The sequence below is a fragment of the Micromonospora sp. NPDC005305 genome (assembly GCF_040607315.1).
GTDB lineage: Bacteria > Actinomycetota > Actinomycetes > Mycobacteriales > Micromonosporaceae > Micromonospora.
This window is the reverse complement of record NZ_JBEXGL010000005.1, coordinates 125,841-148,871: the sequence shown is the minus strand read 5'-3', so window position 1 is coordinate 148,871 and position 23,031 is coordinate 125,841. Positions and strand designations below refer to the sequence as shown.

The 23,031-nt window shown below is 73.8% G+C and carries 24 protein-coding genes and 2 pseudogenes; 12 read left to right on the top strand and 14 right to left on the bottom strand.

Features of this window, described 5'->3' with window-relative positions:
• Nucleotides 1–27 precede the first annotated feature (27 nt).
• Nucleotides 28–2,769: an AAA family ATPase gene (locus tag ABZS80_RS10925; protein WP_355055540.1), complete on the top strand. Its 2,742-nt coding sequence runs from the start codon at nt 28–30 to the stop codon at nt 2,767–2,769.
• A 9-nt stretch (nt 2,770–2,778) separates the two neighbouring features.
• Here the strand turns inward: ABZS80_RS10925 and ABZS80_RS10920 are convergent, their stop codons facing one another.
• Complete coding sequence (locus ABZS80_RS10920; RefSeq protein WP_355055539.1) at nt 2,779–4,002, bottom strand: multidrug effflux MFS transporter; 1,224 nt, start codon at nt 4,000–4,002, stop codon at nt 2,779–2,781.
• Between ABZS80_RS10920 and ABZS80_RS10915 the strand changes: the two are divergent.
• From ABZS80_RS10915 to ABZS80_RS10905, 3 genes and pseudogenes are all read left to right on the top strand, one after another.
• A pseudogene (locus ABZS80_RS10915) lies at nt 3,902–4,354 on the top strand (DUF427 domain-containing protein); the annotation flags it as partial. The gene ABZS80_RS10920 and the pseudogene ABZS80_RS10915 sit on opposite strands and share 101 nt — an antisense overlap.
• A 71-nt stretch (nt 4,355–4,425) precedes the next feature.
• Nucleotides 4,426–4,647 carry a DUF427 domain-containing protein gene (locus ABZS80_RS10910; protein WP_355055736.1) on the top strand — a complete coding sequence of 74 codons (222 nt, stop codon included), beginning with the start codon at nt 4,426–4,428 and terminating at the stop codon, nt 4,645–4,647.
• A gap of 190 nt (nt 4,648–4,837) precedes the next feature.
• On the top strand, nt 4,838–5,608 hold the full coding sequence (locus ABZS80_RS10905; RefSeq protein ID WP_355055735.1) for an alpha/beta fold hydrolase: 771 nt from the start codon (nt 4,838–4,840) through the stop codon (nt 5,606–5,608).
• A gap of 6 nt (nt 5,609–5,614) precedes the next feature.
• Here ABZS80_RS10905 and ABZS80_RS10900 read toward each other — a convergent pair whose 3' ends face one another.
• The 6 genes from ABZS80_RS10900 to ABZS80_RS10875 all read right to left on the bottom strand — a co-directional run bounded on the left by ABZS80_RS10900 (nt 5,615) and on the right by ABZS80_RS10875 (nt 11,375).
• Nucleotides 5,615–6,538, bottom strand: a complete 924-nt coding sequence (locus ABZS80_RS10900) for a carbohydrate ABC transporter permease (protein ID WP_355055538.1) — start codon at nt 6,536–6,538, stop codon at nt 5,615–5,617.
• Nucleotides 6,535–7,485 (bottom strand): sugar ABC transporter permease, encoded by a 951-nt coding sequence (locus tag ABZS80_RS10895; RefSeq protein WP_355055537.1) that lies wholly within the window; start codon nt 7,483–7,485, stop codon nt 6,535–6,537. Before ABZS80_RS10895 ends, ABZS80_RS10900 begins: the two co-directional genes overlap by 4 nt.
• A gap of 8 nt (nt 7,486–7,493) precedes the next feature.
• Nucleotides 7,494–8,846, bottom strand: a complete 1,353-nt coding sequence (locus tag ABZS80_RS10890; RefSeq protein WP_355055536.1) for an extracellular solute-binding protein — start codon at nt 8,844–8,846, stop codon at nt 7,494–7,496.
• A 94-nt stretch (nt 8,847–8,940) separates the two neighbouring features.
• Nucleotides 8,941–10,107, bottom strand: coding sequence for a low temperature requirement protein A (locus ABZS80_RS10885; protein ID WP_355055535.1), 1,167 nt, complete (start codon nt 10,105–10,107; stop codon nt 8,941–8,943).
• A gap of 189 nt (nt 10,108–10,296) precedes the next feature.
• On the bottom strand, nt 10,297–11,064 hold the full coding sequence (locus ABZS80_RS10880; protein WP_355055734.1) for an NAD-dependent deacylase: 768 nt from the start codon (nt 11,062–11,064) through the stop codon (nt 10,297–10,299).
• A 23-nt stretch (nt 11,065–11,087) separates the two neighbouring features.
• Complete coding sequence (locus ABZS80_RS10875; protein WP_355055534.1) at nt 11,088–11,375, bottom strand: DUF1905 domain-containing protein; 288 nt, start codon at nt 11,373–11,375, stop codon at nt 11,088–11,090.
• Between the two features lie 76 nt (nt 11,376–11,451).
• Between ABZS80_RS10875 and ABZS80_RS10870 the strand changes: the two are divergent.
• A pseudogene (locus ABZS80_RS10870) lies at nt 11,452–11,976 on the top strand (response regulator transcription factor); the annotation flags it as partial.
• Between the two features lie 5 nt (nt 11,977–11,981).
• Here the strand turns inward: ABZS80_RS10870 and ABZS80_RS10865 are convergent.
• The 4 genes from ABZS80_RS10865 to ABZS80_RS10850 form a co-directional block, all read right to left on the bottom strand.
• On the bottom strand, nt 11,982–12,404 hold the full coding sequence (locus ABZS80_RS10865) for an acyl-CoA thioesterase (RefSeq protein WP_355055533.1): 423 nt from the start codon (nt 12,402–12,404) through the stop codon (nt 11,982–11,984).
• A gap of 40 nt (nt 12,405–12,444) precedes the next feature.
• A complete protein-coding gene (locus ABZS80_RS10860; protein WP_355055532.1) occupies nt 12,445–13,284 on the bottom strand; it encodes an amino acid ABC transporter ATP-binding protein in 840 nt (279 codons plus the stop codon).
• Between the two features lie 4 nt (nt 13,285–13,288).
• A complete protein-coding gene (locus tag ABZS80_RS10855) occupies nt 13,289–14,083 on the bottom strand; it encodes an amino acid ABC transporter permease (protein ID WP_355055531.1) in 795 nt (264 codons plus the stop codon).
• Between the two features lie 79 nt (nt 14,084–14,162).
• A complete protein-coding gene (locus ABZS80_RS10850; protein WP_355055530.1) occupies nt 14,163–14,981 on the bottom strand; it encodes a basic amino acid ABC transporter substrate-binding protein in 819 nt (272 codons plus the stop codon).
• Nucleotides 14,982–15,196: 215 nt separating this feature from the next.
• Here ABZS80_RS10850 and ABZS80_RS10845 point away from each other — a divergent pair, with 215 nt between their 5' ends.
• Both ABZS80_RS10845 and ABZS80_RS10840 read left to right on the top strand, forming a co-directional pair.
• Nucleotides 15,197–15,796: a TetR/AcrR family transcriptional regulator gene (locus tag ABZS80_RS10845; protein WP_355055529.1), complete on the top strand. Its 600-nt coding sequence runs from the start codon at nt 15,197–15,199 to the stop codon at nt 15,794–15,796.
• Entirely contained in the window at nt 15,793–17,421 is a 1,629-nt protein-coding gene (locus ABZS80_RS10840; RefSeq protein ID WP_355055528.1) for an isovaleryl-CoA dehydrogenase, read from the top strand. Before ABZS80_RS10845 ends, ABZS80_RS10840 begins: the two co-directional genes overlap by 4 nt.
• 13 nt (nt 17,422–17,434) lie before the next feature.
• On the opposite strand, the gene ABZS80_RS10835 is transcribed toward ABZS80_RS10840, so the two are convergent.
• Both ABZS80_RS10835 and ABZS80_RS10830 read right to left on the bottom strand, forming a co-directional pair.
• Nucleotides 17,435–17,737: a hypothetical protein gene (locus tag ABZS80_RS10835; RefSeq protein ID WP_355055527.1), complete on the bottom strand. Its 303-nt coding sequence runs from the start codon at nt 17,735–17,737 to the stop codon at nt 17,435–17,437.
• Entirely contained in the window at nt 17,731–18,042 is a 312-nt protein-coding gene (locus ABZS80_RS10830) for a hypothetical protein (RefSeq protein WP_225853636.1), read from the bottom strand. Before ABZS80_RS10830 ends, ABZS80_RS10835 begins: the two co-directional genes overlap by 7 nt.
• Before the next feature lie 98 nt (nt 18,043–18,140).
• On the opposite strand from ABZS80_RS10830, the gene ABZS80_RS10825 reads away from it, so the two are divergent.
• Nucleotides 18,141–18,953 carry a hypothetical protein gene (locus tag ABZS80_RS10825; RefSeq protein WP_355055526.1) on the top strand — a complete coding sequence of 271 codons (813 nt, stop codon included), beginning with the start codon at nt 18,141–18,143 and terminating at the stop codon, nt 18,951–18,953.
• Here the strand turns inward: ABZS80_RS10825 and ABZS80_RS10820 are convergent.
• The gene (locus ABZS80_RS10820) at nt 18,930–19,547 is read right to left on the bottom strand and encodes a TetR family transcriptional regulator (RefSeq protein WP_355055525.1); all 618 of its coding nucleotides are present in this window, start codon (nt 19,545–19,547) and stop codon (nt 18,930–18,932) included. The two genes, ABZS80_RS10825 and ABZS80_RS10820, sit on opposite strands and share 24 nt — an antisense overlap.
• A gap of 145 nt (nt 19,548–19,692) precedes the next feature.
• Here ABZS80_RS10820 and ABZS80_RS10815 point away from each other — a divergent pair, with 145 nt between their 5' ends.
• The 4 genes from ABZS80_RS10815 to fabG are packed head-to-tail and all read left to right on the top strand — an operon-like array spanning nt 19,693 to nt 23,019.
• Complete coding sequence (locus ABZS80_RS10815; protein ID WP_355055524.1) at nt 19,693–20,457, top strand: SDR family oxidoreductase; 765 nt, start codon at nt 19,693–19,695, stop codon at nt 20,455–20,457.
• A complete protein-coding gene (locus ABZS80_RS10810) occupies nt 20,457–21,239 on the top strand; it encodes an SDR family oxidoreductase (protein ID WP_355055523.1) in 783 nt (260 codons plus the stop codon). The genes ABZS80_RS10815 and ABZS80_RS10810 overlap by 1 nt, the downstream gene beginning before the upstream one ends.
• Entirely contained in the window at nt 21,236–22,219 is a 984-nt protein-coding gene (locus tag ABZS80_RS10805) for an NADPH:quinone oxidoreductase family protein (RefSeq protein WP_355055522.1), read from the top strand. The genes ABZS80_RS10810 and ABZS80_RS10805 overlap by 4 nt, the downstream gene beginning before the upstream one ends.
• 44 nt (nt 22,220–22,263) lie before the next feature.
• A complete protein-coding gene (gene fabG / locus ABZS80_RS10800) occupies nt 22,264–23,019 on the top strand; it encodes a 3-oxoacyl-ACP reductase FabG (protein WP_355055521.1) in 756 nt (251 codons plus the stop codon).
• Nucleotides 23,020–23,031 lie beyond the last annotated feature (12 nt).

The following is a 23,031-nucleotide window of genomic DNA, read 5'->3' as shown; positions in this document are numbered from 1 at the left end:
GTGGCGCCGCTGTGCCAGGATCCCGCCATGGACGCCTCCCTGGTCGGCCGCGACGCGGTCGTCGAGCGGGTGTGGCGTGCCCTGGCCGGCGGGGCGCCGGCCCTCCTCGAAGGCGCCAGCGGCATCGGCAAGACCACGCTGTGGCGGGCCCTGGTGGAGCGCGCCCGGCGGGCCGGCTGGACCGTGCTGACCAGCGCGCCGACCGAGGCCGAGGCGGCCCTGCCGTACGCGGCGCTGGCCGACGTGCTGCGCCCGCTGGCCGACCGGGTGCCGGCCCTGCCCCCGCCGCAGCGGGTCGCCGCCGACGTGGTGCTGCTGACCGGCGACCACGACGAGGCGGTCGACGAGCGGGCCGTGGGCGCGGCCACCCGTACCCTGCTCGACGCCGCGACCGCGGGCGACGCGCGGGTCCTGCTCGCCGTCGACGACGCGCCCTGGCTCGACCCGCCCAGCGAGCGGGCCCTCCGGTTCGCGCTGCGCCGCCTCCCCCGCCGGCCCGCCGTGCTGGTGGCCTGCCGCACCGGGGAGACCGGCCCGTCCCCCGCCCCGCTGGGTCTCGACGACGACCCGACCGGCCCCGCGCTCACCCGGGTCGGCCTGCCCCCGCTCGGGGCGGTCGAGCTGCACCGCATCGTCCGGGCCCGGCTCGGCGGCACGCTCAGCCGCCCGCTGCTCGCCCGGCTGGCCCGGGACGCCGACGGCAACCCGTTGCTCGCCATCGAGCTGGCCCGCGCGGTGCTGCGGCTGCCCCGGCCGCCCGGCCCGGACGAGGACCTGCCCGTGCCGTCCTCGCTGCGCCACCTGCTCGCCGACACCCTGCGCGCGCTGCCCGGCCCGGGCCGCGACGCGGTCCGCCTGGCCGCGCTGCTGACCGTGCCGACCGCCAAGGACCTGTCGGCGGCCGGCGTGCCGGCCGGGGCGCTCGACGCGGCCGAGGACGCCGGGCTGGTCGTCGTCGGCCCGGACCGGGTCGAGTTCGTCCACCCCCGCTACGCGGCGGCGGTGCGCGAGAGCATCCCGCCCGGGGTGCGGCGCCGGCTGCACGGCGTGCTGGCCGACGCGGTGTCCGATCCGGAGGAGCGCGCCCGGCAGCTCGCCCGCTGCGCCGTCGCGCCGGACTCCGGGGTCGCCGCCGACCTGGCCACGGCCGCGGGGCGGCACCGGCAGCGCGGCGCGCCCGCCCTCGCCGCCGAGTGGTACGACCGGGCCGCCGAGCTGACCCCGCCGGAGGCGACGGCCGAGCGGGACCGCCGCCGCCTCGACGCGGTGCAGTGCCGCCTCGACAGCGGCGACTACGCGGCGGCCGGCCGGGCGGCCGAGGCCGCCGCCGCCGAGCTGACCGGCCCGGCGCACGCCGAGGCGCTGCTGCTGCGCGCCCTGGTCGCCTGGTGCGTCGACGACCTGCCCGGCGCGGTCTCCGTGGCCGAGCGGGCGCTGGCCGCCGCCGACCCCGACGGCCGGCTGGCCGGGCGGATCCACGCCCACCTCACCCTGTTCCACGACACGCCGGAGCCCGCCCGCCGGCACGCCGAGGCGGCGATCGCCCGGCTCTCCGACCGGGACGAGCACCGCCCGCTGCTCACCGCCGCGCTGCTGCTGCTCTTCTTCCACGAGGTACGCGCCGGCCGCCCGGCCCGGACCGACCTGCTCGACCGGGCGCTGGCCCTGGAGGCCGGCGAACCGTCCTTCCTGGCCGGGGCGATCCCGGCCATCTGGTGGAAGGCGGTCGACGACCACGACCGGGCGCGGTCCCGGCTGCACCGGATGCTGGACCGGGCCGTGGCCCGCGGCGACGAACCCTGGCAGCACGAGACGCTCACCCACCTGGGCGAGGCGGAGCTGCTGGCCGGCCGCTTCGCCGCCGCGGGCACGCACATCGCCGCCGCGCGGGACCTGGGCGAGCAGCTCGGCACCGGACTGGTCGGCGAGACCTGGCTGGCCGGGATGCTGGACGCGCACCGGGGGCGCCTCGCCGAGGCCGGCGCGGTGGCCGCCGCGGGGCTGCGCCGGGCCGACGAGTTCGACGACGCCTGGTGCCGGCGCATCCACCGGCAGCTCGCCGGCCTGGTCGCGCTCTCCGCCGGCGAGTGGGGCGAGGCCGCGGCGGCGTACGGGGCGCTCGCCGTCGAGCTGGACCTCTCGGGCATCGCCGAGCCGCTGGCGCAGCGCTTCGAGCCGGACTGGATCGAGGCGTGCGTCGGCGCGGGTGACCTGGCGACTGCGGAGCGGGCGTACGCCCGGCTGGCCGAGCGGCACGCGCGGCTGGCCCGACCGTGGACCGCCCTCGGCCTGGCGCGCAGCCGGGTGCTGCTGGACAGCGCCGGCGGCGCGGACCCGGCGCCGGCGCTGGCCGAGCTGGCCGCCGCTCGCGCCGCCGTGCCGGCGGACGTGCTGCCCCTGGACCGGGCCCGCTGCCTGCTGGTCGCCGGCCGGGCGCACCGGCGGGCGCGGCGGCGGCGGGACGCCCGGGAGGCGCTGGAGACGGCCGCCGCCGAGTTCACCGCGCTGGGGGCCGTCGCGTTCGCCGAGCGGGCACAGGCGGAACTGGCCCGGATCGGGCGGCGCACCCCGGCGTCGACCGCGCTGACCGCCACCGAGGAGCGCGTGGCCCGGCTCGCCGCCCGGGGGCAGACGAACCGGGCCATCGCCGACGCGCTGTTCATCAGCCCGAAGACCGTGGAGGCGAACCTGGCCCGGGTCTACCGGAAGCTGGGCATCTCCACCCGGGCCGAGCTGGGTGCGGCCATGGGCCGGCCGGCGGCCCGCTGAGCCCGTCGCTCAGTGCACGGCGACGGCCACCGCGGCCGGCTCGACCTCGGCCAGCCGCGCCGGCCGGACCACGGTGAGCAGCACGACCAGGGCCACCGCCATGCCACCGGCCACCACCGCGGCCATCGCCACGCTGCCGGTGCCGAGCACACCCACCAGCGGTGCGGCGAGCGCGCCGACGCCGAACTGGACGGCGCCCAGCAGCGCGGCGGCGGTGCCGGCCGCCTCCCCGTGCCGGGACAACGCCAGGGCCGGCGCGTTCGGCATGGCGAGCCCCGCCGCGGCGAGCACCACCCAGAGGGAGGCCAGCACGGCCGGCAGCCCTCCGACGCCGGTGGCGGCGAAGCTCACCAGCACGAGCCCGGCCCCGGTGCCGACGGTGAGCGCGGAGACCAGGATCCGCTGCGGGGTGTACCGGCGCAGCAGCCGCACGTTGAGCTGGGTGGCGGTGATGAGCCCGACCGCCCCGGCGCCGAACGCCAGCCCGAACTGCTGCTCGTCCAGCCCGTACCGCTCCTGGAAGACGAACGACGACCCGGCCACGTACGCGAAGAGCGCCGCCATGGCGAGCCCGGCGACCAGCACGAGCCCGACGAACGTCCGGTCCCGCAGCAGCGCGCGGTAGTCCCGGCCGACGGCGGCGAGGCCGCCGTGCCGCCGCCGCTCCGGCGGCAGGGTCTCCCGGAGCCCGACCGCCGCGACCACGACCAGCAGGAGCCCGAAGACGGCGAGGGCCACGAACACCCCCCGCCAGTCCGACCACCGGAGCAGCGCGCTGCCGAGGGTGGGGGCGAGGATCGGCGCCGCGCCCATCACCAGCATGAGCCGGGAGAAGAGCCGGGCGAAGGCGGCGCCGCTGAACAGGTCCCGGACCACGGCCATCGCGACCACCGAGGTGGCCGCGACGCCCAGCCCCTGCAGCACCCGGAGCACGCCCAGCGCCTGGACGGTCGGCGCGACCACGCAGAGCAGCGAGGCCAGGATGTGCAGCGCGATCCCGGCGAGCAGCGGCAGGCGCCGGCCCACCGCGTCGGAGAGCGGCCCGATCAGCAGCTGGCCGAGGGCCAGCCCGGCGAGGGTGCCGGTGAGGGTGAGCTGCACGGCCGCCGAGGTGGTCTCCAGGTCGGCCGTGATGGCCGGCAGCGCGGGCAGGTACATGTCGATGGTCAGCGGCCCGATCGCGATCAGCGAGCCGAGCACCAGCACGAGGCGCAGCTGCTGCCCCCGGCTCATCAGGTCACCGGGTGTCTCGGCGGTCGGGGCGGGAGAGGACTGCGCAGTGGTCACACCTGGCAGCAAATCATCAGGGTCCGACCTCATTCCCTCCTTCGCCGAAGGTGCCCCAGGTCACATCGGCTCGTTGAACCGGCCGCCGCACGTTCCACCGGGAGGAGACACCGTGCCCGACTACCCGCAGCCGGCCGCCGAGGTGGGCCGGATCGAGCCGGCGCCCCGCCGGATCCGCGCCTTCCTGGCCGGCGAGCTGGTGCTGGACACCACCCGCGCCCGGTACGTCTGGGAGCGGCCGCCCTACCCGCAGTACTACGTCCCGCTGGCCGACGTCCGCCGCGACCTGCTGGTCGACGAGCAACGCACCGAGGAGACCCGGCGCGGCACCGCGCGGCTGCACGGCCTGCGGGTGGCTTCCGGCACCTCGTGGCGTCGCCGACCCGGACCGCCTGCCCCTACAAGGGCCGCACCAGCGGGTACTGGTCGGTGCGGGCCGGCGACCGGCTCCATCCGGACCTGGCGTGGTCGTACGGCTTTCCCACGGCGGCCCTGCTGCCGATCGCCGGGCTGGTCGCGTTCTACAACGAGAAGGTCGACCTGGTGGTGGACGGGGAACGCCTCGCCCGGCCGCGGACGCACTTCTCCTGAGCCGGCGCGGCGGGACAGTGTGGAGGCGCCCCGGCTGCGTAGGGTGGGGCCGCAGCCCGTGACCTCGCGGCCGGCGCCGTCGGGGTCCGCGCCGCGACCGCCGACCGCGCACGGGAGGAGCGTCAGCGTGACCGCCACTGACTGGACCACGGACGTCGAGGGCACCGGCCGTTACGCCGAGGTCAACGGCATCAACCTCTACTACGAGACGCACGGCACCGGGCACCCGCTGATCCTGCTGCACGGCGGGCTCGGGTCGGGTGAGATGTTCGGGCCGGTGCTGCCCGCGCTGGCCGCACGGCGCCAGGTCATCGCCGTCGACCTGCAGGGCCACGGCCGCACCGCCGACGTCGACCGCCCGCTCGACCTGCGGACGATGGCCGATGACATCGCCGCGCTCATCGACCACCTGGGGCTGGACCGGCCCGACCTGGTGGGCTATTCGCTCGGTGGCGGGGTGGCGCTGCGCGCCGCCGTGGCCCACCCGGAGAAGCTCGGCCGGCTCGTCGCGGCGTCCGCGCACGTGCGGTCGGACGCGATCTACGCCGAGATGCGCGCGCAGCAGGGCCAGGTGACCGGCGCCGCCGCGGAGTTCATGAAGGACACCCCGATGTACCAGCTCTACCAGCGGGTGGCGCCGCGCCCGGAGGACTTCCCCCGGCTGCTCGACAAGATCGGCGCGCTGATGGCGCAGGACTTCGACCTCACCGAGGAGGTCCGCAACCTGCGGGTGCCGACGCTGATCGTCGCCGCCGACGGCGACATGGCGCCGCCCAGCCACTACGTGGAGGTGTTCAAGCTGCTCGACGGCGGCCTGCGCGACGGCGGCTGGGCGGGCGAGGGCCGGCCCAAGGGTGGGCACGCGCTGGCCATCCTGCCCGGGCTGACCCACTACAGCATCTTCAGCTCGCCGCTGTTCGCCGCGGTCACCCTCGCCTTCCTCGACGAGCCGGCCGGCTGAGGGCGGTCAGCCCTTGCGGCCGGTGGTGGCGATGCCCTCCACGAAGTGCCGCTGGGCCAGGAAGAACAGGATGATCATGGGTACGGTGGCGATCACGCTGCCGGCGAGCACGATCTCCCACTGCTGCTCGCCGCCGTACCCGAACCGGTCGAGGATCACCTTGAGCCCCCGGGGCAGGGTGTAGAGCTGCTCGTTGCGCAGGTAGATCAGCGGCTTGACGAGGTCGGTCCAGCTCGCCTTGAACTCGAAGACGAAGGCCACCAGCAGGGCCGGGCGGATCAGCGGGAAGGCCATCTTCCAGAACAGCTGCGGATAGCTCGCCCCGTCGACCCGGGCCGCCTCGAAATACTCCCGGGGCAGGGAGAGGAAGAACTGCCGCAGCAGGAAGATGTAGAACGCCGACCCGAAGAGGTTGCCGGCCCAGAGCGGCACCTGGGTGTCGATGAGGCCGAGCCGGTTCCAGATCAGGTAGGTCGGGATCATGGTGACGGCGAACGGCAGCATCATGGTGGCGAGCACCAGGCCGAAGAGCAGGTTCCGGCCGGGAAACCGGAAGTACGCGAACCCGAACGCCACCCAGGCGCTGGACAGGGTCGCCGCGGCGGCCGCCGCGACCCCGACCACCACGCTGTTGAACAGCCAGGTGAGCAGCGGCATGGCCTGCCAGGCGTCGGCGTAGTTGTCCGGCGCGAACGGCGTGGGCAGGAAACCGGGGGCGAAGACGTACTCCCGGGGTCGCAGCGAGGCGCTGACCAGCCAGACGAACGGCAGCAGGAAGATCACCGCCGCGCCCACCAGGGCGAGCACGAACAGGACGCGCTGCCAGCGCGGCCGCCGGCCCTCGTCCCGGGCCTCCGGCCGGGGCGCCGCCACCGGCGCCACCACCGTGCTCGCGACGCCGGTGCCCACCGGCTGGCTCGTCGTGGTCACCGGTCCTCCCCCTCGTAGTAGACGAACCGGTTGCTCAGCTTCACCTGCACCGCGGTGATGATCAGGATGATCAGGAAGAGCAGCCACGCCATCGCCGAGGCGAAGCCCATGTGCAGGAACTGGAACGCCGCCCGGAACAGGTGGATCACATAGAACGACGCCGCGTCGCTGTTGAAGGAGCCCTGGGTCTGCCGGTTGCCGAAGTACATCGTGTAGACCTCGGTGAACATCTGCAGCGACGCGATGGTGTTGACGATCAACGTGAAGAAGAGCGAGCCGGAGATCATCGGCAGGGTCACATGGCGGAACCGCGCCCACGCGCCGGCCCCGTCGAGGTCGGCGGCCTCGTACAGGTCGCGGGGCACGTTCTGCAACGCGGCCAGGTAGATGATCACGGTGGAGCCGAGGCTCCACAGGCTCATGAGCACGACCCCGGGCATCACCCAGTCCGGGTCGGTGGTCCAGCTCGGACCGTCGATGCCGAGCAGCGCCAGGCCGCGGTTGATCAGCCCGTCCTGGGTGTTGAGCAGCAGCAGGAAGAGGATGCCGACGGCCACCGCCGGGGTCATCACCGGCAGGTAGAACACGGTACGGAAGAAGCCCTGCCAGCGCCCGACGCGCTTGAGCAGCAGGGCCAGCCCCAGCGAGATCAGCATCACCAGCGGCACGTGCAGCGCCGCGTAGTAGACGGTGTTGCCGAGGCTGCGCGCCACCTGGGGATCCGACACGAGCTGCCGGTAGTTGTCCAGCCCGCTCCAGCGCGGGGCGTTGATGACGTCGTACTCGGTGAAGCTGAGCCAGAGGCTGGCGATCATCGGACCGGCGGTGAACACGAGGAACCCGACGATCCAGGGCGCCAGGAAGACGTACGCCCAGCGGGCCTCCCGCCGGGCCAACGGCGTGCGGCGCCGCCGGCCCGGGACGGGAGGGGTGACGGTGGTGGCCATGGCCGGGGTCAGCCCGCGGCCTTGTCCAGCGCGGCGGTCGCCTCCTGCTGGGCCCGGGCCAGCGCCTCGGCCGGCTGCGCCTGCCCGGAGAGCACCCGGTTCACGGCATCGGTCCACGCCTTGTCGAACTCGGCGCCGGCCGGCGAGGCGGGCATCGCGAACGCGATGTCCTGGGCCTCGCGGATGGTGGCCACCGCGTCGTCGAAGCGCTTGTTGCCGGTCGGCTGGTACAGCTCGTCGAAGATCTTCTTGTCGGCGGCGGTGTTGCCGGTCCAGACGCCGGTGAACGGCAGGTTGGCCGCCTTGCGGGCCTCGGCCCGCGCCTTCGCGGCGGCGAACCAGGTGTCGGTGGCGGTCATCTGCTTGACGAAGGCGCAGGCCGCCTCCGGGTTCTTGGCGCCCTTGGTGACCACCCACGCCTGGCCGTTGGACATGCTCAGCGGCTTGCCCTGCCGGTCCACGAACGGCTTCACGACCAGCTCGGCCTTGGGGCTGTTCTTGGCGGCCTGGTTGAGGAACCACTCCTCCATGGGCCACGCGGCGATCTGGTTCTTGGCCAGGGGGTTCTCGGCGCCGAAGAAGTCGAAGGTGTCCCGGAAGGACTTGAACTTGCCCCAGCCGCCCTGGTCCTGGATGAGCTTCACGCCGGTGGTCAGCGCCTCGACCACCTTCGGGTCGGTCAGGTTGGCCTTGGCGCCGTCCGCCGAGATCATCTCGGCGCCGTTGGCCTTCGCCCACATCGGCAGGAACTCGGGGATCTTCGGGTCGATGCCGATCCGGCTGAGCCGGCCGCCGGAAACCTTGGCCAGCTTCGTGTTGACCGCCGGCAGGCTCGCCCAGTCGGCGACGTTCACGTCGTCGGCCGTGAGGCCGGCCTGCTTCAGCAGCGCCTCGTTGAGGTAGAGCACGCGCACCTGGGAGAACTCGGGGATGCCGTAGACCGTGCCGTCGAGGGTGACCTGGTCCTTGGCGGCCTGCCGGTACTGCCCCAGGTCGATCTGCTGCTTCTCGACGCAGTCGGTCAGCGGCTGGATCGAGCCGCGCTTGGCGTACGTGCCGATCAGCTTGCGGTCCATGTAGACGAGGTCCGGCGGGTTACCCGAGGCCACCGCGGAGAGGAACTGCTGCTCGTCGAAGGCGCCCTCGGTGATCTGCAGCTGGACGTCCGGGTGGTCCTTCTTGAAGGCGTCGACCCGCGTCTTGGCGATCTCGTCCGAGAGGCCGAATCCCATGGTGCTCAGGGCGCCGCTGCCCTTGGTGGCGCCACCGCCGGAGTCACCCCCGCCGCCCACTCCGCCGCAGCCGCTGATCGCCAGGGTCAGCGCCCCGGCCAACGCGGTCGCCCGCAGTCTCCGTGACATCGCCACCTCCCGTAGTCACACGGGCCACCCTGCCCGCGCGACCTGCACTTCTCCGGTTCACCGGAGTTTCAAACCCGGACGGAGAAGTCGTTGATCATTCGGGACCCGCCGGCCTTCCGGTGGCGCGCCGCACGGACCGCTGCTCGACCGCGACCGCGGTGAGCAGGAGCAGGGCGAGCACGCCGAGCGCCGCGGCGGGCGGCAACAGCACACCGAGTGGCAGCAGCAGCGCGACCAGCACGACGACGGCCCGCTGCGCCGGCGGGACCGGCTGCCCGGTGAGCCGCAGGAACAGCAGCCGGCCGCCCAGGAAGACCGCGGTGCCCCCGTACAGGGCGACCGAGGCGGACCAGGTCAGCCGGGCCGGCCCGCCGTGCTCGTCGCCGCCGTGCACCCCGGCGACGAGCCCGAGCACCTGCTCGACGCCGAGCGCCAGGTAGATGACCCCGGTGATCAGCAGCAGGTGGGTCTGGCTGTACGCGTCCGAGGCGATCCGGTCCCGCCGGTCCCCCGTCGCCGTGGCGAGGACGCGGGCGGCAGCGGGCCCGGCCCGGTCGAAGTACAGCCACCAGAGGCAGGCGGTGACCGCGAAGCCGACCAGCGCCACGCCGAGGACCGGCAGCGCGGTCACCGCCGACGCGGCGCCCACCCCGGCGGCGACCAGCGACTCACCGAGCGCGATGATCAGCACGAGGCCGTGCCGCTCGGTGAAGTGGCTCGCGCTGCGCAGCGGCCAGGTGCCCCGCCGCGCGTACGACAGCCGTTGCCCGCCGATCTCGATGACGAACGCCACCACCCACAGCACGGCGTGCGCCGTCCCGCTCAGCAGCGCGCCGAGCAGCAGCGGCACCCAACCGACGGCGCTGACCGCCGCGAAGAACCGGATCCGCTCCCGCAGCCCGGGCACACTGGCCGCCGCCCAGTGGTAGAGCCCCAGGTGGACGACGCGGAGCAGCACGTAGGCGAGCGCGACGAGCAGCGGCCCGTCCAGGCCCGGGCCGGACGTCCAGGCCTGGGGCATGGCCAACGCCGCCACGAACAACGCCGCCATGGCGACCAGGAACCCGGCACGGACCGCGCCGACCTCGGCCCGCGTGTGGTTGCCCAACCAGGTGTACGAGGACCAGGCGATCCACAGCAGCACGAGCAGGATCAGCCCCTGCACCATGGTGGTCGGGGTGGGCCGCTGCCCGATCAGCGACATGATGCGGGTCAGCGCGAAGACGAACACCAGGTCGAAGAAGATCTCGAACGGCGTCACCCGGCGCCCGGCCGGCGCCGCAGCGGGCGGGCGCGGCCATGCGGGAGCGTGCCGTGCCCCGTCCCGCCCCACGCCCGTCGCCCTCCGTCACCCCGACCGACCGATCTTCTCCGCCGACGGTAGGCCGCACGGCGTGCGACGAGTCGCGGTTTCCGGTGATCGCCGGCCGGCACGGGCGGACGCGCCCCGTCACGCCGGGGCCGAGTCACCCCACGCGGCCCGCACGAGGGCCGGCAGCACACGGGCCGCCGGCCCGCGCAGGTTCACCGCGCACACCGCGTCCAGCGGCGTCTCCTCAGGGTTGACCTGGATCACCGTGCCGCCCCGACGGGCGGCGACCTGCGGGATCTCGGCGGCGGGATACACGAGACCGGCCGTGCCGACGGTGAGCAGCACGTCGCAGCGGTACGCCGCCTCGACGGCGGCCTCGAAGGCCCGCTCCGGCAGCGCCTCGCCGAACCACACCACCCCCGGCCGGACGGGTGCGTCGCAGCGACCGCAGCGGGGCGGCGCCAGCCGCCGGCCCTCCCCCGGCTCCTCGCCGGCCCCGGGCACCGGCGCCGGCCCGGCGCACGCCGAACAGCGCGGCGCGAACAGGCTGCCGTGCAGGTGGATCGGGGCGGCGGAGCCGGCGCGCTCGTGCAGGTCGTCGACGTTCTGGGTGACCACCACCGTCTCCGGCACCTGGGCCGCCATGGCGGCTACGGCCCGGTGCCCCGCATTCGGTTCGGCCCGGCGGACGGCGCCTCGCCGCCACTCGTACCAGCCCCAGACCAGTGCGGGATCGGCCCGGAACGCCTCCGGGGTGGCCAGAGCCTGGGGGTCGAATCGTTCCCAGAGGCCGGTGAGCGCGTCCCGGAAGGTGGGCACGCCGCTCTCGGCCGACATGCCGGCGCCGGTGAAGACGACCAGCCGCCGCGCCCCCGCGAGCGCCTTCGCCGCGTCCGTCAGGTCCATCCGCGCCCGCTCCCGTCGACCGGTCACCGCGTGACGGTCAGGTGGACGTCCACCCGGTCGCCCAGCGCGATCCCCTCGGCCCGGCGGACCGCGGTCTTCACCGGCACGACGTAGCGCCCGTCCTTGGGCCAGAGCGACGTCTCCCACCCGGTCCCGCCGATCCGGGCGGTCACCGGGATCATCCCCCAGCCGTACGTGACCGACGCCGAGGCCGCCTCCAACTCCCCGCACAGCTCGTCGGGCACCGTGACGAAGTGCCAGGGCGCGGGCCCCCGCCAGAACCACACCTCGCCGCTGAACTCCAACTCCACCCGATCAGGATAGGCGTCGATCCCGCCCGGCCCGCACCACCCGCACGGCGACCAGCACCGTCCACACCAGCAGGCCCGCACCCACCGGCCGGAGCTGCTGGTGACCGACATCCGCATGCCGCCGGAGCACCGCGACGACGGGCTCCGCGCGGCGGTCACGCTGCGCGCGGAGCGGCCCGACCTGGCGGTGGTGGTGCTCAGCCAGCACGTGCAGAGCGGGTACGCGGCCGCGCTGCTCGACAGCGGCGACGGCCGGCGGGTCGGCTACCTGCTCAAGGACCGGGTCGCGGACGTCGCCGAGTTCGCCGACACCCTGCGCCGGGTGGCGGCCGGCGGCACGGCGGTCGACCCGGACGTGGTGCGGCACCTGCTGCGCCGCCCGCGCGACCCCCTGGCGGCCCTGTCGCCCCGGGAGCGGGAGGTGCTGGCGCTGGTCGCCGAGGGCCACTCCAACGGGGCGATCGCCGCGCGGCTGCACGTCACCGAGGCGGCGGTCGGCAAGCACGTCGGGAACATCCTCACCAAGCTCGACCTGCCGCCCGCCGACGACACCAACCGGCGGGTGCTGGCCGTGCTGGCCTACCTGCGCGCCGGCCGCTAGGTGGCTCAGAGGTTCATCGGCGCCGGGTCGCCGGCCAGCTGGCGGAATCGCACGCGGGGGTCGGGCACCAGCCGCCGGGAGGCCAGGTCCAGCAGGCCGCCCACCCCGGTGATGGTGGCGACCGGCGTGCCGTCCGGGCGGGTGAGGTCCTGCACGATCTGGAACGTCTTCCCCTCGCCCCAGCGGAACTCGCAGGACACGTCCACCTCGTCGCCGCCGCGCAGCTCCCGCAGGTAGCGCAGGGTGACCTCCAGGGCCACCGGACCCACGCCGCCGGCGAGGAGCCGGTCCTGCGGGATGCCGGCCGCGCGCAGGCATTCCCACCGGGCGTGCTCGCCGTACTGGAGGTAGACGGCCTGGTTCAGGTGGCCCTGCGTGTCGAGTTCGTAGCCGCGGACGGTGACGCGGACCCGGAACGGATCTCCCATGTGGTCGAGCCTAACCGGGGGTACGACACCGCCGCGGCGGTCACAGCTGGTGGCGGTCGTCGGCCGGCAGGCCGGGCGCCTCGGGCGGCTCGGCGGTCTCGCCGGGCCGGCCGAGCTGCGCGACGTGGGTCGGGTCGAGGACCCGGGAGAGGAACGAGCGGGTCCGCTCGTGCCGCGGGGCGCCCAGCACCTCGTCCGGCGGGCCCTGCTCGACCACCACGCCACCGTCCATGAACACGACCCGGTCGGCGACGTCCCGGGCGAACGCCATCTCGTGGGTCACCACCATCATGGTCATGCCGTCCTCGGCCAGCTTCCGCATGACGGTGAGGACGTCGCCGACGAGTTCCGGGTCGAGCGCGGAGGTCGGCTCGTCGAAGAGCATCAGCTCAGGGTCCATCGACAGCGACCGGGCGATGGCGACGCGCTGCTGCTGCCCGCCGGAGAGCTGGGCCGGGAACGCGCCGGCCTTGTCGCTCAGGCCCACGCGGTCGAGGTTGGCGCGCGCGACCCGCTCGGCCTCGGCGCGACCGCGCCGGAGCACCCGGCGCTGGGCGATGGTGAGGTTGTCCAGCACGGTGAGGTGCGGGAAGAGGTTGAACGACTGGAAGACCATGCCGATGCCGCGGCGCACCGCGTCGATCTCGACGTCCGGGTCGGTCATCTCGGTGCCGTTCACCCAGATCCGGCCGGCGGTCGGCTCCTCCAGCAGGTTGACGCACCGCAGCAGGGTGGACTTGCCGGACCCGGACGGGCCGATGACGCAGACCACCTCGCCGTGGCCGACCTCGAAGTCGATGCCCTTGAGCACTTCGAGCGGCCCGAAGGACTTGTGCAGGTCGCGGATCTCGACGGCGGGCTGGGACGGGCTGGTCGTCATGGGGTCACCGGGCCTTGGCGTAGCGGAGTTCGAGGCGGCGCACCACCTGGGAGAGCGGCAGGGTGATGACCAGGTAGGTGAGCCCGGCCACCAGCAGCGGGGTGGCGTTCACCCGGTCGTTGAGGGTGTCCCGGCCGAACTTCGTGACCTCGATGGTCTGCGCCGTCACGCCGAGCACGTAGGCGAGCGACGAGTCCTTGGTGAGCAGGATCAGCTCGTTGGTCAGTGGCGGGATCACGATCCGGAAGGCCTGCGGGATGACGATCGTGCGCATCGCGGTGAAGTGCGACATGCCGAGGGTGCGCGCGGCCTCCATCTGCCCCTTCGGCACGGCCTGGATGCCGGCCCGGATGGTCTCGGCCATGTACGCGGCCGCGGTCAGGCCGAGGCCGATCGCGATGGACCCGAACACGCCGCCCGGGATCTCCCGCTCCGGGAAGGCGATGGGGATGCCATAGCCGACCAGGAAGAGCACCAGCAGCGCGGGCAGGCCGCGGAACAGCTCGATGTACGCCGTCGCCACCCACCGGTACGGCGCCACCCGGGACAGCCGCATCAGCGCCAGGATGGTGCCGAAGACCAGGCCGAAGGCGAACGCGCCGAGTGTGTAGAGGATCGTGTTGCGCAGCGCGACGGTGATGACCGTCGGGAACATCGACTCGATGATGTCGACGCGGAAGAACGCCTCCCGCAGCCGGCCCCAGTCCGCCGCGAGGATCACCACGGCGATGACGGCCACGAAGGCCAGGTACTGGAGCCAGAGGGACAGCCGCTCTCGCTGGCGGCGTCGCAGCTTCACGTTCGGCGCTCCTTGAGAGGTGCGGAGGGGTGCCGGGGCGGAGGGCGCGCGGGGCGCGCCCTCCGGCCGGGTGGGTGGCTCAGGCGGTCGGCTTCTTGCCGATCCACTTCTCGTAGATCGTGTTGTAGGTGCCGTCCTGCTTCGCCTTGGCGAGCACCTCGTTGACCTTCTTGAGCAGCTCCGGGTTGCCGTCCTTCTTCACCGAGAAGCCGTACTGCTCACCGGTGTCGAACTCGGCCGCCACCTCGAAGCCGCCCTGGTGCTCCTTGATGTACTCGGTCCAGACGGGCAGGTCGTTGATGGCGGCCTCGATCTGACCGTTGGCCAGCGCCTGCTGCTCGGCGGCGAGGTCCTCGAACTCGACGAGCTGGAGGCCCTTCTCCTCGGCGACCTTCTTGGCGTAGTCGCGGCCGGTGGTCGCGGCCTGGACGCCGAGCTTCTTGCCCCGGAGGTCGTCGAGCGTCTTGTACGCCTTGCCGGTCTTGACCAGCATGGCCTGCGTCGCGTCGAAGTACGGATCGGAGAAGTTCATGACCTTCTGCCGTTCCTCGGTGATCGTCATGCCGGCGGCGGCGGCGTCGCACTTGCCGGTGTTCAGGTCCTGGCCGGACTTGATCCCCTCGAACGGGGTGTCGACGATCTTCTGCTCGACGCCCAGGTCCTTGGCGACCAGGTCCATCAGGTCGACGTCGAAGCCGACCACCTTGCCGCTCGCGTCCTTCGACTGGAACGGCGCGTACGGCAGGTGGGTGCAGACGGTGAGCTTGCCCTTCTCGACGAGCTTGACCCCGCTCGCCTGGGTCTCGCCGTCCTCCTTCTTGGCGCATCCCGCGCTCGCCGCGAGGGCGGCGATCGCCACGACGATGCCAGCCCTGCGGACTGCGCTCTGGAACGTCACGGCAGTGTCCCTCCGTTCGACCCTGGTATGACAGCCAGCCAGGGGTGGTGCAAAGACGGTGTGACAGGGGACGGTACCCGATCGGTGGAGCCCTACCAAGATCACACCGGGCGACCGCACCCAAGCTGTGACCGATTCCGCCGGGCGATCCCGGCAGCCGGGACGCAACCGGACGGACCTTGCGAGCAAGGACTGAATGGTGGTTCACTTCTTGCGTGGCGTACCGGAGCACCGAGCGGGTGAAGGCCCGGCTGAGCGCCTCCCGGCAGCGGATCATCGCGGCCGCACTGGAGATCATGGCCGGCCACGGCTACGCGGGCTGCTCGGTCGCGGCCGTCGCCGAGCGGGCCGGCGTCGCGACCGGCACGGTCTACCGCCACTTCCCCACCAAGGCCGACCTCTTCGCCGAGGTGTTCCGCACCGCCTCGCAGCGCGAGGTGGACGCCGTGGCGCGCGCCGCCGTGCAGCGGGCCACCGTCGCCGCGCAGATGTCGGCCGTCGTCGAGACGTTCGCCGGCCGCGCCCTGCAGTCCCCCCGGCTGGCGTACGCGCTGCTCGCCGAGCCGGTCGACCCGGCCGTCGACGCCGAGCGGCTCACCTTCCGCCGCGCCTACGCCGACCTGATCGCCGGTCACGTGGCGGCGGGGGTGGCGAGCGGCGAACTGCCCGCACAGGACCCCGAGCTGACCGCGACCGCGCTGGTCGGCGCCCTGGCCGAGGCCATGGTCGGCCCGCTGGCCGCCGGGGTCGCCGGCCCGGGCACCATCCCCGACCTGATCCGGTTCATCCACCGCGCGCTGGGAGTATCGCCGTGACGACACACGAGGTGTTCAACCAGGTTCCCCCGCTGGCCGGCCACGACGCGGCGGACGACCCGGCGCTGCTCGACGGGCTGGACCGGGAGGGCGCCGGCTGGGCCGCCGCCGAGGTGCACGAACTCGGCCGGCTCGGTGGCGCCGCGCCGGCGATCGAGCACGGGCGGCTGGCGAACGAGCACCCGCCGGTCCTGCGCACCCACGACCGCTCCGGCCACCGCATCGACGAGGTGGAGTTCCACCCGGCCTGGCACGAGTTGATGGGCACGGCCGTCAGCCACGGGCTGCACGCCGCGCCGTGGGCCGACGACCGGCCGGGCGCCCACGTGGCCCGGGCGGCCAAGTTCTACGTGTGGCGACCCGACGCCGGCCACGGCTGCCCGATCTCGATGACCTACGCGGCCGTGCCCGCGCTGCGGCACGACCCGGACCTGGCCGCGCGGTACGAGCCGCTGCTCACCGCGAGCGTGTACGACTTCGGGCTGCGCGCGCCACTGACCAAGCGGGGCCTGCTGGCTGGCATGTCGATGACGGAGAAGCAGGGCGGGTCGGACGTGCGCGCCAACACCACCGTCGCCCACCCCGACCCGGACGGCACCTACCGGCTCGTCGGGCACAAGTGGTTCACGTCGGCGCCGATGTGCGACGTCTTCCTCACCCTCGCCCAGGCGCCGGGCGGGCTCACCTGCTTCCTCGTCCCGCGCGTCCTGCCGGACGGCACGCGCAACCCGATGCGGCTCATGCGCCTCAAGGACAAGCTCGGCAACCGGTCCAACGCCTCGGCGGAGATCGAGTACGAGCACGCCGTCGCCTGGCGCGTGGGCGACGAGGGCCGGGGCGTGCGCACCATCATCGACATGGTCAACCTGACCCGCCTCGACTGCGTGATCGGCGCGGCGGCCGGGATGCGCCAGGGGCTGATCACCGCCGCCCACCACGCCACCCACCGGCGCACCTTCGGCCGTTACCTGGTCGACCAGCCGCTCATGCGCAACGTGCTCACCGACCTCGCGGTCGAGTCCGAGGCCGCCACCGTCCTCATGATGCGGCTCGCCGGAGCCACCGACCGGTCCGCACGCGGCGACGCCGGGGAGACGGCCTTCAAGCGCCTCGCCCTCGCCGTGGGCAAGTACTGGGTCTGCAAGCGCTGGCCGGCACACGCCGCCGAGGCCCTCGAATGCCTGGGCGGCAACGGCTACGTCGAGGAGTCGGGCATGCCACGGCTGTTCCGCGAGTCACCGCTGAACTCGATCTGGGAGGGCTCCGGCAACGTGGCCGCCCTGGACGTGCTGCGCGCGGTCACCCGGGAGCCCCAGGTCGTGGAGGCGTTCCGCGCCGAGGTGAGCGCCGCCGCCGGGGCGGACCCGCGGCTGGACGCCGCGCTGCGCCAGGTGCAGGCCGACCTGACCGACCACGACGACCTCGAACTGCGGGCCCGCCGGGTCGTCGAGCGGCTCGCCCTGGTCCTGCAGGGCGCGCTGCTGGTGCGCCACGGTCACCCGGCCGTCGCCGACGCCTTCTGCGCCTCCCGGCTCAGCGGCGACCACGGCCAGGCGTTCGGCACCCTGCCGAGCGGTGTCGACTTCGCCGCGATCATCGCCCGGGCCGTGCCCAAGGTGGGCTGACCGGGACCGGGGTTCAGCAGAACCAGCCGTCCTGCACCCAGCCGTTGCGGTTGACGTGGCCGTAGGCGAAGCCGTAGATGTAGCCGCCGCTCCTGGGCCCCTTCACCTGGAAGGTCTGCCCGGCGTACAGGGTGCCCATCCAGGCGCCCAGCGGTTCGGTGCGGACGAACAACGACTCGGCGCACACGGTCTCCCGCACGCCGATGGTGCCGTTGGCGGCCCGCGCCGGCGACGACACGGCCAGCAGGGAGACGGCCGTCGCGGCGGCGACGCCCAGGCGGGCCAGCCGCGCGGACCGCGATGTCGAGGTCACCACGAGTCGTACCCTCCGATGCACTCGATGCGCAGATAGCCCCAGTCGTTGGGGCCGAAGTCGAACGTCGCCGCCCAGCCGTTGTAGACCGGGTGGGCACCGGGGGTGTGACCGATCTTGTTGCCGTACTCCAGCACCCGCTTGAGGCCGTAGGGGCCCGACGCCGAGTCGTAGTTGTCGTAGAAGCTGGCGCTCTGGCAGATGGTGACGGCGTGGCGCGGCACCACGTAGGCCTGGGCGGCGGGCGGCGCCGCCAGCACGATGCCCAGTGCCGTCGCGGCCGCAACCGCCCTGGCGAACATTCGCATATTTATCTCCCTCGTTCGGAGGTGCGGGCAACGTAGCAGATTGCCACGGCGACACACAACGATGTAGGTTTTCGCCAGGATCGGATCGAGGAGTGACGATGGCCCGGTGGCGCGGCGTGACCCGGTTCGTGACGACGGTGGCCGTCCTTGCGGTGACCGCCCTGACCGCCCCGTCCCCCGCCGCCGCCTGGGGCTACGGCGTCAACCGGGTGCAGACGGCGGCCGAGGACTCGTGGGCGCAGACCGGCATGGGACCGGGCTGGGTGCTGCTGAGCTACAAGGCCAACGGGCCGATGGTCGGCTACTTGTTCGCCCGCGACTTCGTCTTCGCCGACGGCGCCGTCAAGTCCAGCTTCGACCACATGGACATCCGCGACACCGGCGACGCCAGCGCCGGCAACACCGAGGGCATCACCCGCTGGCCCTGGGGCTACGCCGGCGGCAGCTTCGACGGGTGCGCCTACGCCTACGGCACGCGCAAGTTCGCCATCGAGCGCACCGGGTTCATGTCGTCGAGCTGCGCCGGCGGCCCCAACGTCGCCGGCTCCAGCAACGCCGACGGCTCCCCGGACCAGCTGCGGTGGTGGCATTCCGAGCAGGTCTTCTGCACCGCCACCGCCGTCGATCCGCTGTGCAGCCCCTACGGCGTGTGGAGCGAGAACAAGGGTGGCGGGCTCAAGGCCACCACCGCCCGCACGACCTGCTCCGCATTCGGCAACATCGGGGCCGCCGCGGCGTACGGGTCCGGACCGGCCGTCGCCGTCCACCCACTCGGCGCGGCCCCCGCCGGCGCGCAGATCGACATCCGCTACGTCAGCAAGGACCGCCAGTGGATCATGGCGAAGTGGCGCGGCAACCGGTTCGCCGGCGGCATCGCCTGGGCGTTCCTACCCCGATCCTGCGTCTGGTGACCCGGCGCCGACGATCCGCAGCGCCATCTCGGCGTACCGGGCGGCGATGTACTCGGGCACCAGATCGCCGCCGTCCCGGTACCACCGGCCCACGTCGACACCGAGGGACAGCAGGGCGGCGGCCGCCATCCGGGGGTCCGGGGTCTCGAACACCCCGGCCGTGACGCCCGCCTCCACGAGCTGCCGGATCGCCTGCTCGATGTGGTGGCGGATCTCGCGGATCTCGGCCAGGTGCGCGGGGCTGAGCGCGGCCAGCTCGTAGTTCACGACCCGGGTGGTGGTGTGGTCGCGGGCGTGGGTCACGACGAAGTCGTGGACCACCCGCCGCAGCGCCGTGGCCGGGTCGGCGGACGACGCGACCGCCTCCCACACCAGCCGCAGCACGTGCTCGTGCCCCGACCGCGAGATCAGGTAGAGCAGTTCCTCCTTGGACCGGTGGTGCACGTAGAGCGCGGCGGGGCTCAACCCGGCCGCGGCCGCGATGTCGCGGGTGGTCGTGCCGTGGAAGCCCCGCTCGGCGAACGCACTGACGGCGGCGTCGAGCAGCCGGGCGCGCGTCGCGTCGGCGCGGGACTGCTCGGCGCTGTCGGTCACCACGTCGTCCTTCCCTCCTGAGCCTCGGCCGGCATTGATACCACAAATCGGCCGGGGCGGACCTGTTGACGACGCCCGCCGGGCTGTCGCACACTCCCTCAGACACATTCTAAGCAAGCGCTTAGTAAGTTCAGAGGAGGTGGCCGTGTCGGAGGCCCCGTCGAGCAGGTTCGCCGGCCGGACGGCGATCGTCACCGGTGCCAGCCGCGGCATCGGCCTGGCCGTCGCCGAGCGGCTGGTCGCCGAGGGCGCCCGGGTGGTGGTCACGGGCCGCAGGCAGGAGGGGTTGGACGAGGCGGTGGCCCGGCTGGGCGCCGGGCGCGCGGTCGGCGTCGCCGGCCACGCCGACGATCCCGACCACCAGGCCGAGGTGGTGGCCCGGGCCGTCGACGCCTTCGGCGGCGCGGACCTCCTGGTCAACAACACCGGAATCAACCCGGCGTACGGGCCGCTGGTCGAGCTGGACCTGGCCGCCGCCCGCAAGGTCTTCGAGGTGAACTGCCTCGCCGCGCTGTCCTGGGTGCAGCAGGTCCACCGGGCCTGGATGGGCGAGCACGGGGGCGCGATCGTCAACGTCTCCTCGGTGGCCGGCGTCCGGCCGGCGGCCGGCATCGGCTTCTACGGCGCCAGCAAGGCGATGCTGACCCACCTCACCCAGCAGCTCGCCGTCGAGCTGGGCCCGGACATCCGGGTGAACGCGGTCGCCCCGGCCGTGGTGAAGACGAGATTCGCCACCGCCCTCTACGAGGGTCGCGAGGAGGAGGTCGCGGCCGCGTACCCGCTCCGGCGGCTCGGCGTCCCCACCGACGTCGGCAGTGTCGTCGCGTTCCTGCTCTCCGAGGACGCCGCCTGGATCACCGGCCAGCTGCTCGTCGTCGACGGCGGCCTCACCCTCACCGGGGGTGTCTGATGCCGGTGCGGGACAGGGGCGTCGTCGTCACCGGCGCCGGGCACGGCATCGGCCGCGCGCTGGCCACCCGGCTCGCCGCCGAGGGCGCGCGGGTCGTGGTCAACGACCTCGACGCCGAGGCGGCCCTGCGGGTGGCCGAGGCGATCGGCGGGTTCGCCGCTCCCGGCGACGCCGCCGGCGAGCAGGGCGTCGCCGCGCTGGTCGAGACCGCCCGACGCCACCTGGGCGACATCGACGCCTGGTTCGGCAACGCCGGGATCGACCGCGGGCGCGGGCTCGACGCCCCCGAGGCCGAGTGGGAGGCGAGCCACGAGGTGAACGTCATGGCGCACGTCCGCGCCGCGCGACTGCTGATCCCCGGCTGGGTCGAGCGCGGCGCGGGCCGCTTCGTGGTGACCGCGTCCGCGGCCGGGCTGCTCACGACGCTCGGGAACCCGGCGTACGCGGTCAGCAAGCACGCCTGCGTCGCGTTCGCCGAGTGGCTGTCGGCCACCTACCGGCATCGCGGGATCGTGGTGCAGGCCATCTGCCCCCAGGGCGTACGGACCCGGATGCTCGACAACACCGGACCCCTGCGGGACCTGATCAGCCGTGACGGCGCGCTCGCCCCGAAGGACGTGGCCGAGGCGGCGTGGCAGGCCCTGCACGACGACCGGTTCCTGGTCCTGCCGCATCCCCGGGTGGCCGACTACTACCGGCACCGGGCCACCGACACCGACCGCTGGCTGCACGGTATGAACACGCTCCAGCGGCAGCTCGAGGACCAGGGAGGTCTCCGATGAGGGCATGGCGCGTGACGGCGCTCGGCGAGCCGGTCGACGTGCTGCGGCTCGTCGACGTGACGGACCCGGCCCCGGGCCCCGGGCAGCTCGTGGTCCGGGTGCTGGCCAGCCCGGCCAACTTCCCGGACGTGCTCATGTGCCGCGGCGAGTACCAGGTCAAGCCGGACCTCCCGTTCACCCCGGGGGTCGAGCTGTGCGGCGAGGTCGTCGCCCTCGGCGCGGGGGTGGACGGGTTCGCCGTCGGCGACCGGGTGCTCGGCGGCGCCACGCTGCCGTACGGCGGGTTCGCCGAGTTCGCGCTGCTGGACGCGGCGACCACGTTCCCCGCGCCCGCGGCGCTCGACGACGCCGAGGCGGCCGCCCTCTACATCGGCTACCAGACCGGCTGGTTCGGCCTGCACCGGCGGGCCGGGCTGCGCGCCGGCGAGACGCTGCTCGTGCACGCCGCGGCCGGCGGCGTCGGCAGCGCGGCGGTCCAGCTCGGCAGGGCGGCCGGCGCCCGGGTCATCGGCGTGGTGGGTGGCCCGGAGAAGGCGGAGGTGGCCCGCGCCCTCGGCGCCGACGTGGTGGTGGACCGGCGCGCCGAGGACTTCGTCGAGGTGGTGAAGGCCGAGACCGGCAGCCGGGGCGCCGACGTCGTCTACGACCCGGTGGGCGGGGACACCTACCAGCGTTCGACGAAGTGCGTCGCCTTCGAGGGCCGGATCCTCGTGGTCGGCTTCGCCGGCGGCCGGATCCAGTCCGCCGCGCTCAACCACGCCCTGGTGAAGAACTACTCGATCGTCGGCCTGCACTGGGGTCTCTACCAGCGCCACGACCCGGCCGCCGTCGTCGAGTGCCACCGTGCCCTCACCGCGCTGGCCGCACAGGGCGCCGTTCGGCCCCTGGTCAGCGAGCGCCTCCCGCTCGCCGAGGTGGCCGACGGGGTGCAGCGGCTCGCCGACGGCTCCACCGTCGGCCGGGTGGTGTACGTCCCCTGACCCTCCACCTGCCCCATCCGTACCCAACGAGGAGTTGACCCGCCATGACCATCACCCGCACCGCCGTCGTCACCGGAGCGGCCCGCGGTATCGGGGCCGGCGTCGCGAAGCGGCTGGCCCGCGACGGCTTCGCCGTCGCCGTCGTCGACCTGGACGAGGCGGCCGGCGCGCCGGTCGCCGACGAGATCCGGGCCGCCGGCGGCCGGGCCGTGGCGGTCGGCGCCGACGTCGCCGACGAGGAGGCGGTGGGTGCGGCCGTGGACCGGATCGCCGGGGAGTTGGGCGAGCCCACGGTCCTGGTCAACAACGCCGGCATCACCCGGGACAACCTGCTGTTCAAGATGACCGCCGACGACTGGGACGCGGTGGTGAACGTGCACCTGCGGGGCTCGTTCCTGATGACCCGTGCCGTGCAGGGCTACATGACCAGCGCGGGTTGGGGGCGGATCGTCAACCTGTCCAGCACCTCCGCGCTGGGCAACCGGGGTCAGGCCAACTACGCGGCCGCGAAGGCCGGGCTGCAGGGCTTCACCAAGACCCTCGCCCTCGAACTCGGCAAGTTCGGGGTGACGGCGAACGCGATCGCCCCGGGGTTCATCGAGACCGAGATGACCGCCGCCACGGCGGCCCGGCTCGGCGTGCCGTTCGAGGAGTTCAAGCGGGCCGCCGCGGCGCAGATCCCGGTCGCCCGCACCGGCACGCCGGAGGACATCGCGCACGCCGTGTCGTTCTTCGTGAGCGAGGCCGCCGGCTTCGTGTCCGGCCAGGTGCTGTACGTGGCCGGCGGGCCGAAGGCCTGAGTGGAGGGAGAG

Bases quoted from the DNA above. Each gene is read 5' to 3' on its own strand.
- ABZS80_RS10925 (WP_355055540.1), top strand. From the start codon at position 28: ATGGACGCCTCCCTGGTCGGCCGCGACGCGGTCGTCGAGCGGGTGTGG.
- ABZS80_RS10920 (WP_355055539.1), bottom strand. From the start codon at position 4,002: ATGAGCCGGGGGCAGCAGCTGCGCCTCGTGCTGGTGCTCGGCTCGCTG.
- ABZS80_RS10895 (WP_355055537.1), bottom strand. From the start codon at position 7,485: ATGGCCACCACCGTCACCCCTCCCGTCCCGGGCCGGCGGCGCCGCACG.
- ABZS80_RS10890 (WP_355055536.1), bottom strand. From the start codon at position 8,846: ATGTCACGGAGACTGCGGGCGACCGCGTTGGCCGGGGCGCTGACCCTG.
- ABZS80_RS10880 (WP_355055734.1), bottom strand. From the start codon at position 11,064: ATGGACCTGACGGACGCGGCGAAGGCGCTCGCGGGGGCGCGGCGGCTG.
- ABZS80_RS10865 (WP_355055533.1), bottom strand. From the start codon at position 12,404: ATGGGAGATCCGTTCCGGGTCCGCGTCACCGTCCGCGGCTACGAACTC.
- ABZS80_RS10860 (WP_355055532.1), bottom strand. From the start codon at position 13,284: ATGACGACCAGCCCGTCCCAGCCCGCCGTCGAGATCCGCGACCTGCAC.
- ABZS80_RS10830 (WP_225853636.1), bottom strand. From the start codon at position 18,042: ATGCGAATGTTCGCCAGGGCGGTTGCGGCCGCGACGGCACTGGGCATC.
- ABZS80_RS10825 (WP_355055526.1), top strand. From the start codon at position 18,141: ATGGCCCGGTGGCGCGGCGTGACCCGGTTCGTGACGACGGTGGCCGTC.
- ABZS80_RS10810 (WP_355055523.1), top strand. From the start codon at position 20,457: ATGCCGGTGCGGGACAGGGGCGTCGTCGTCACCGGCGCCGGGCACGGC.
- ABZS80_RS10805 (WP_355055522.1), top strand. From the start codon at position 21,236: ATGAGGGCATGGCGCGTGACGGCGCTCGGCGAGCCGGTCGACGTGCTG.
- fabG (WP_355055521.1), top strand. From the start codon at position 22,264: ATGACCATCACCCGCACCGCCGTCGTCACCGGAGCGGCCCGCGGTATC.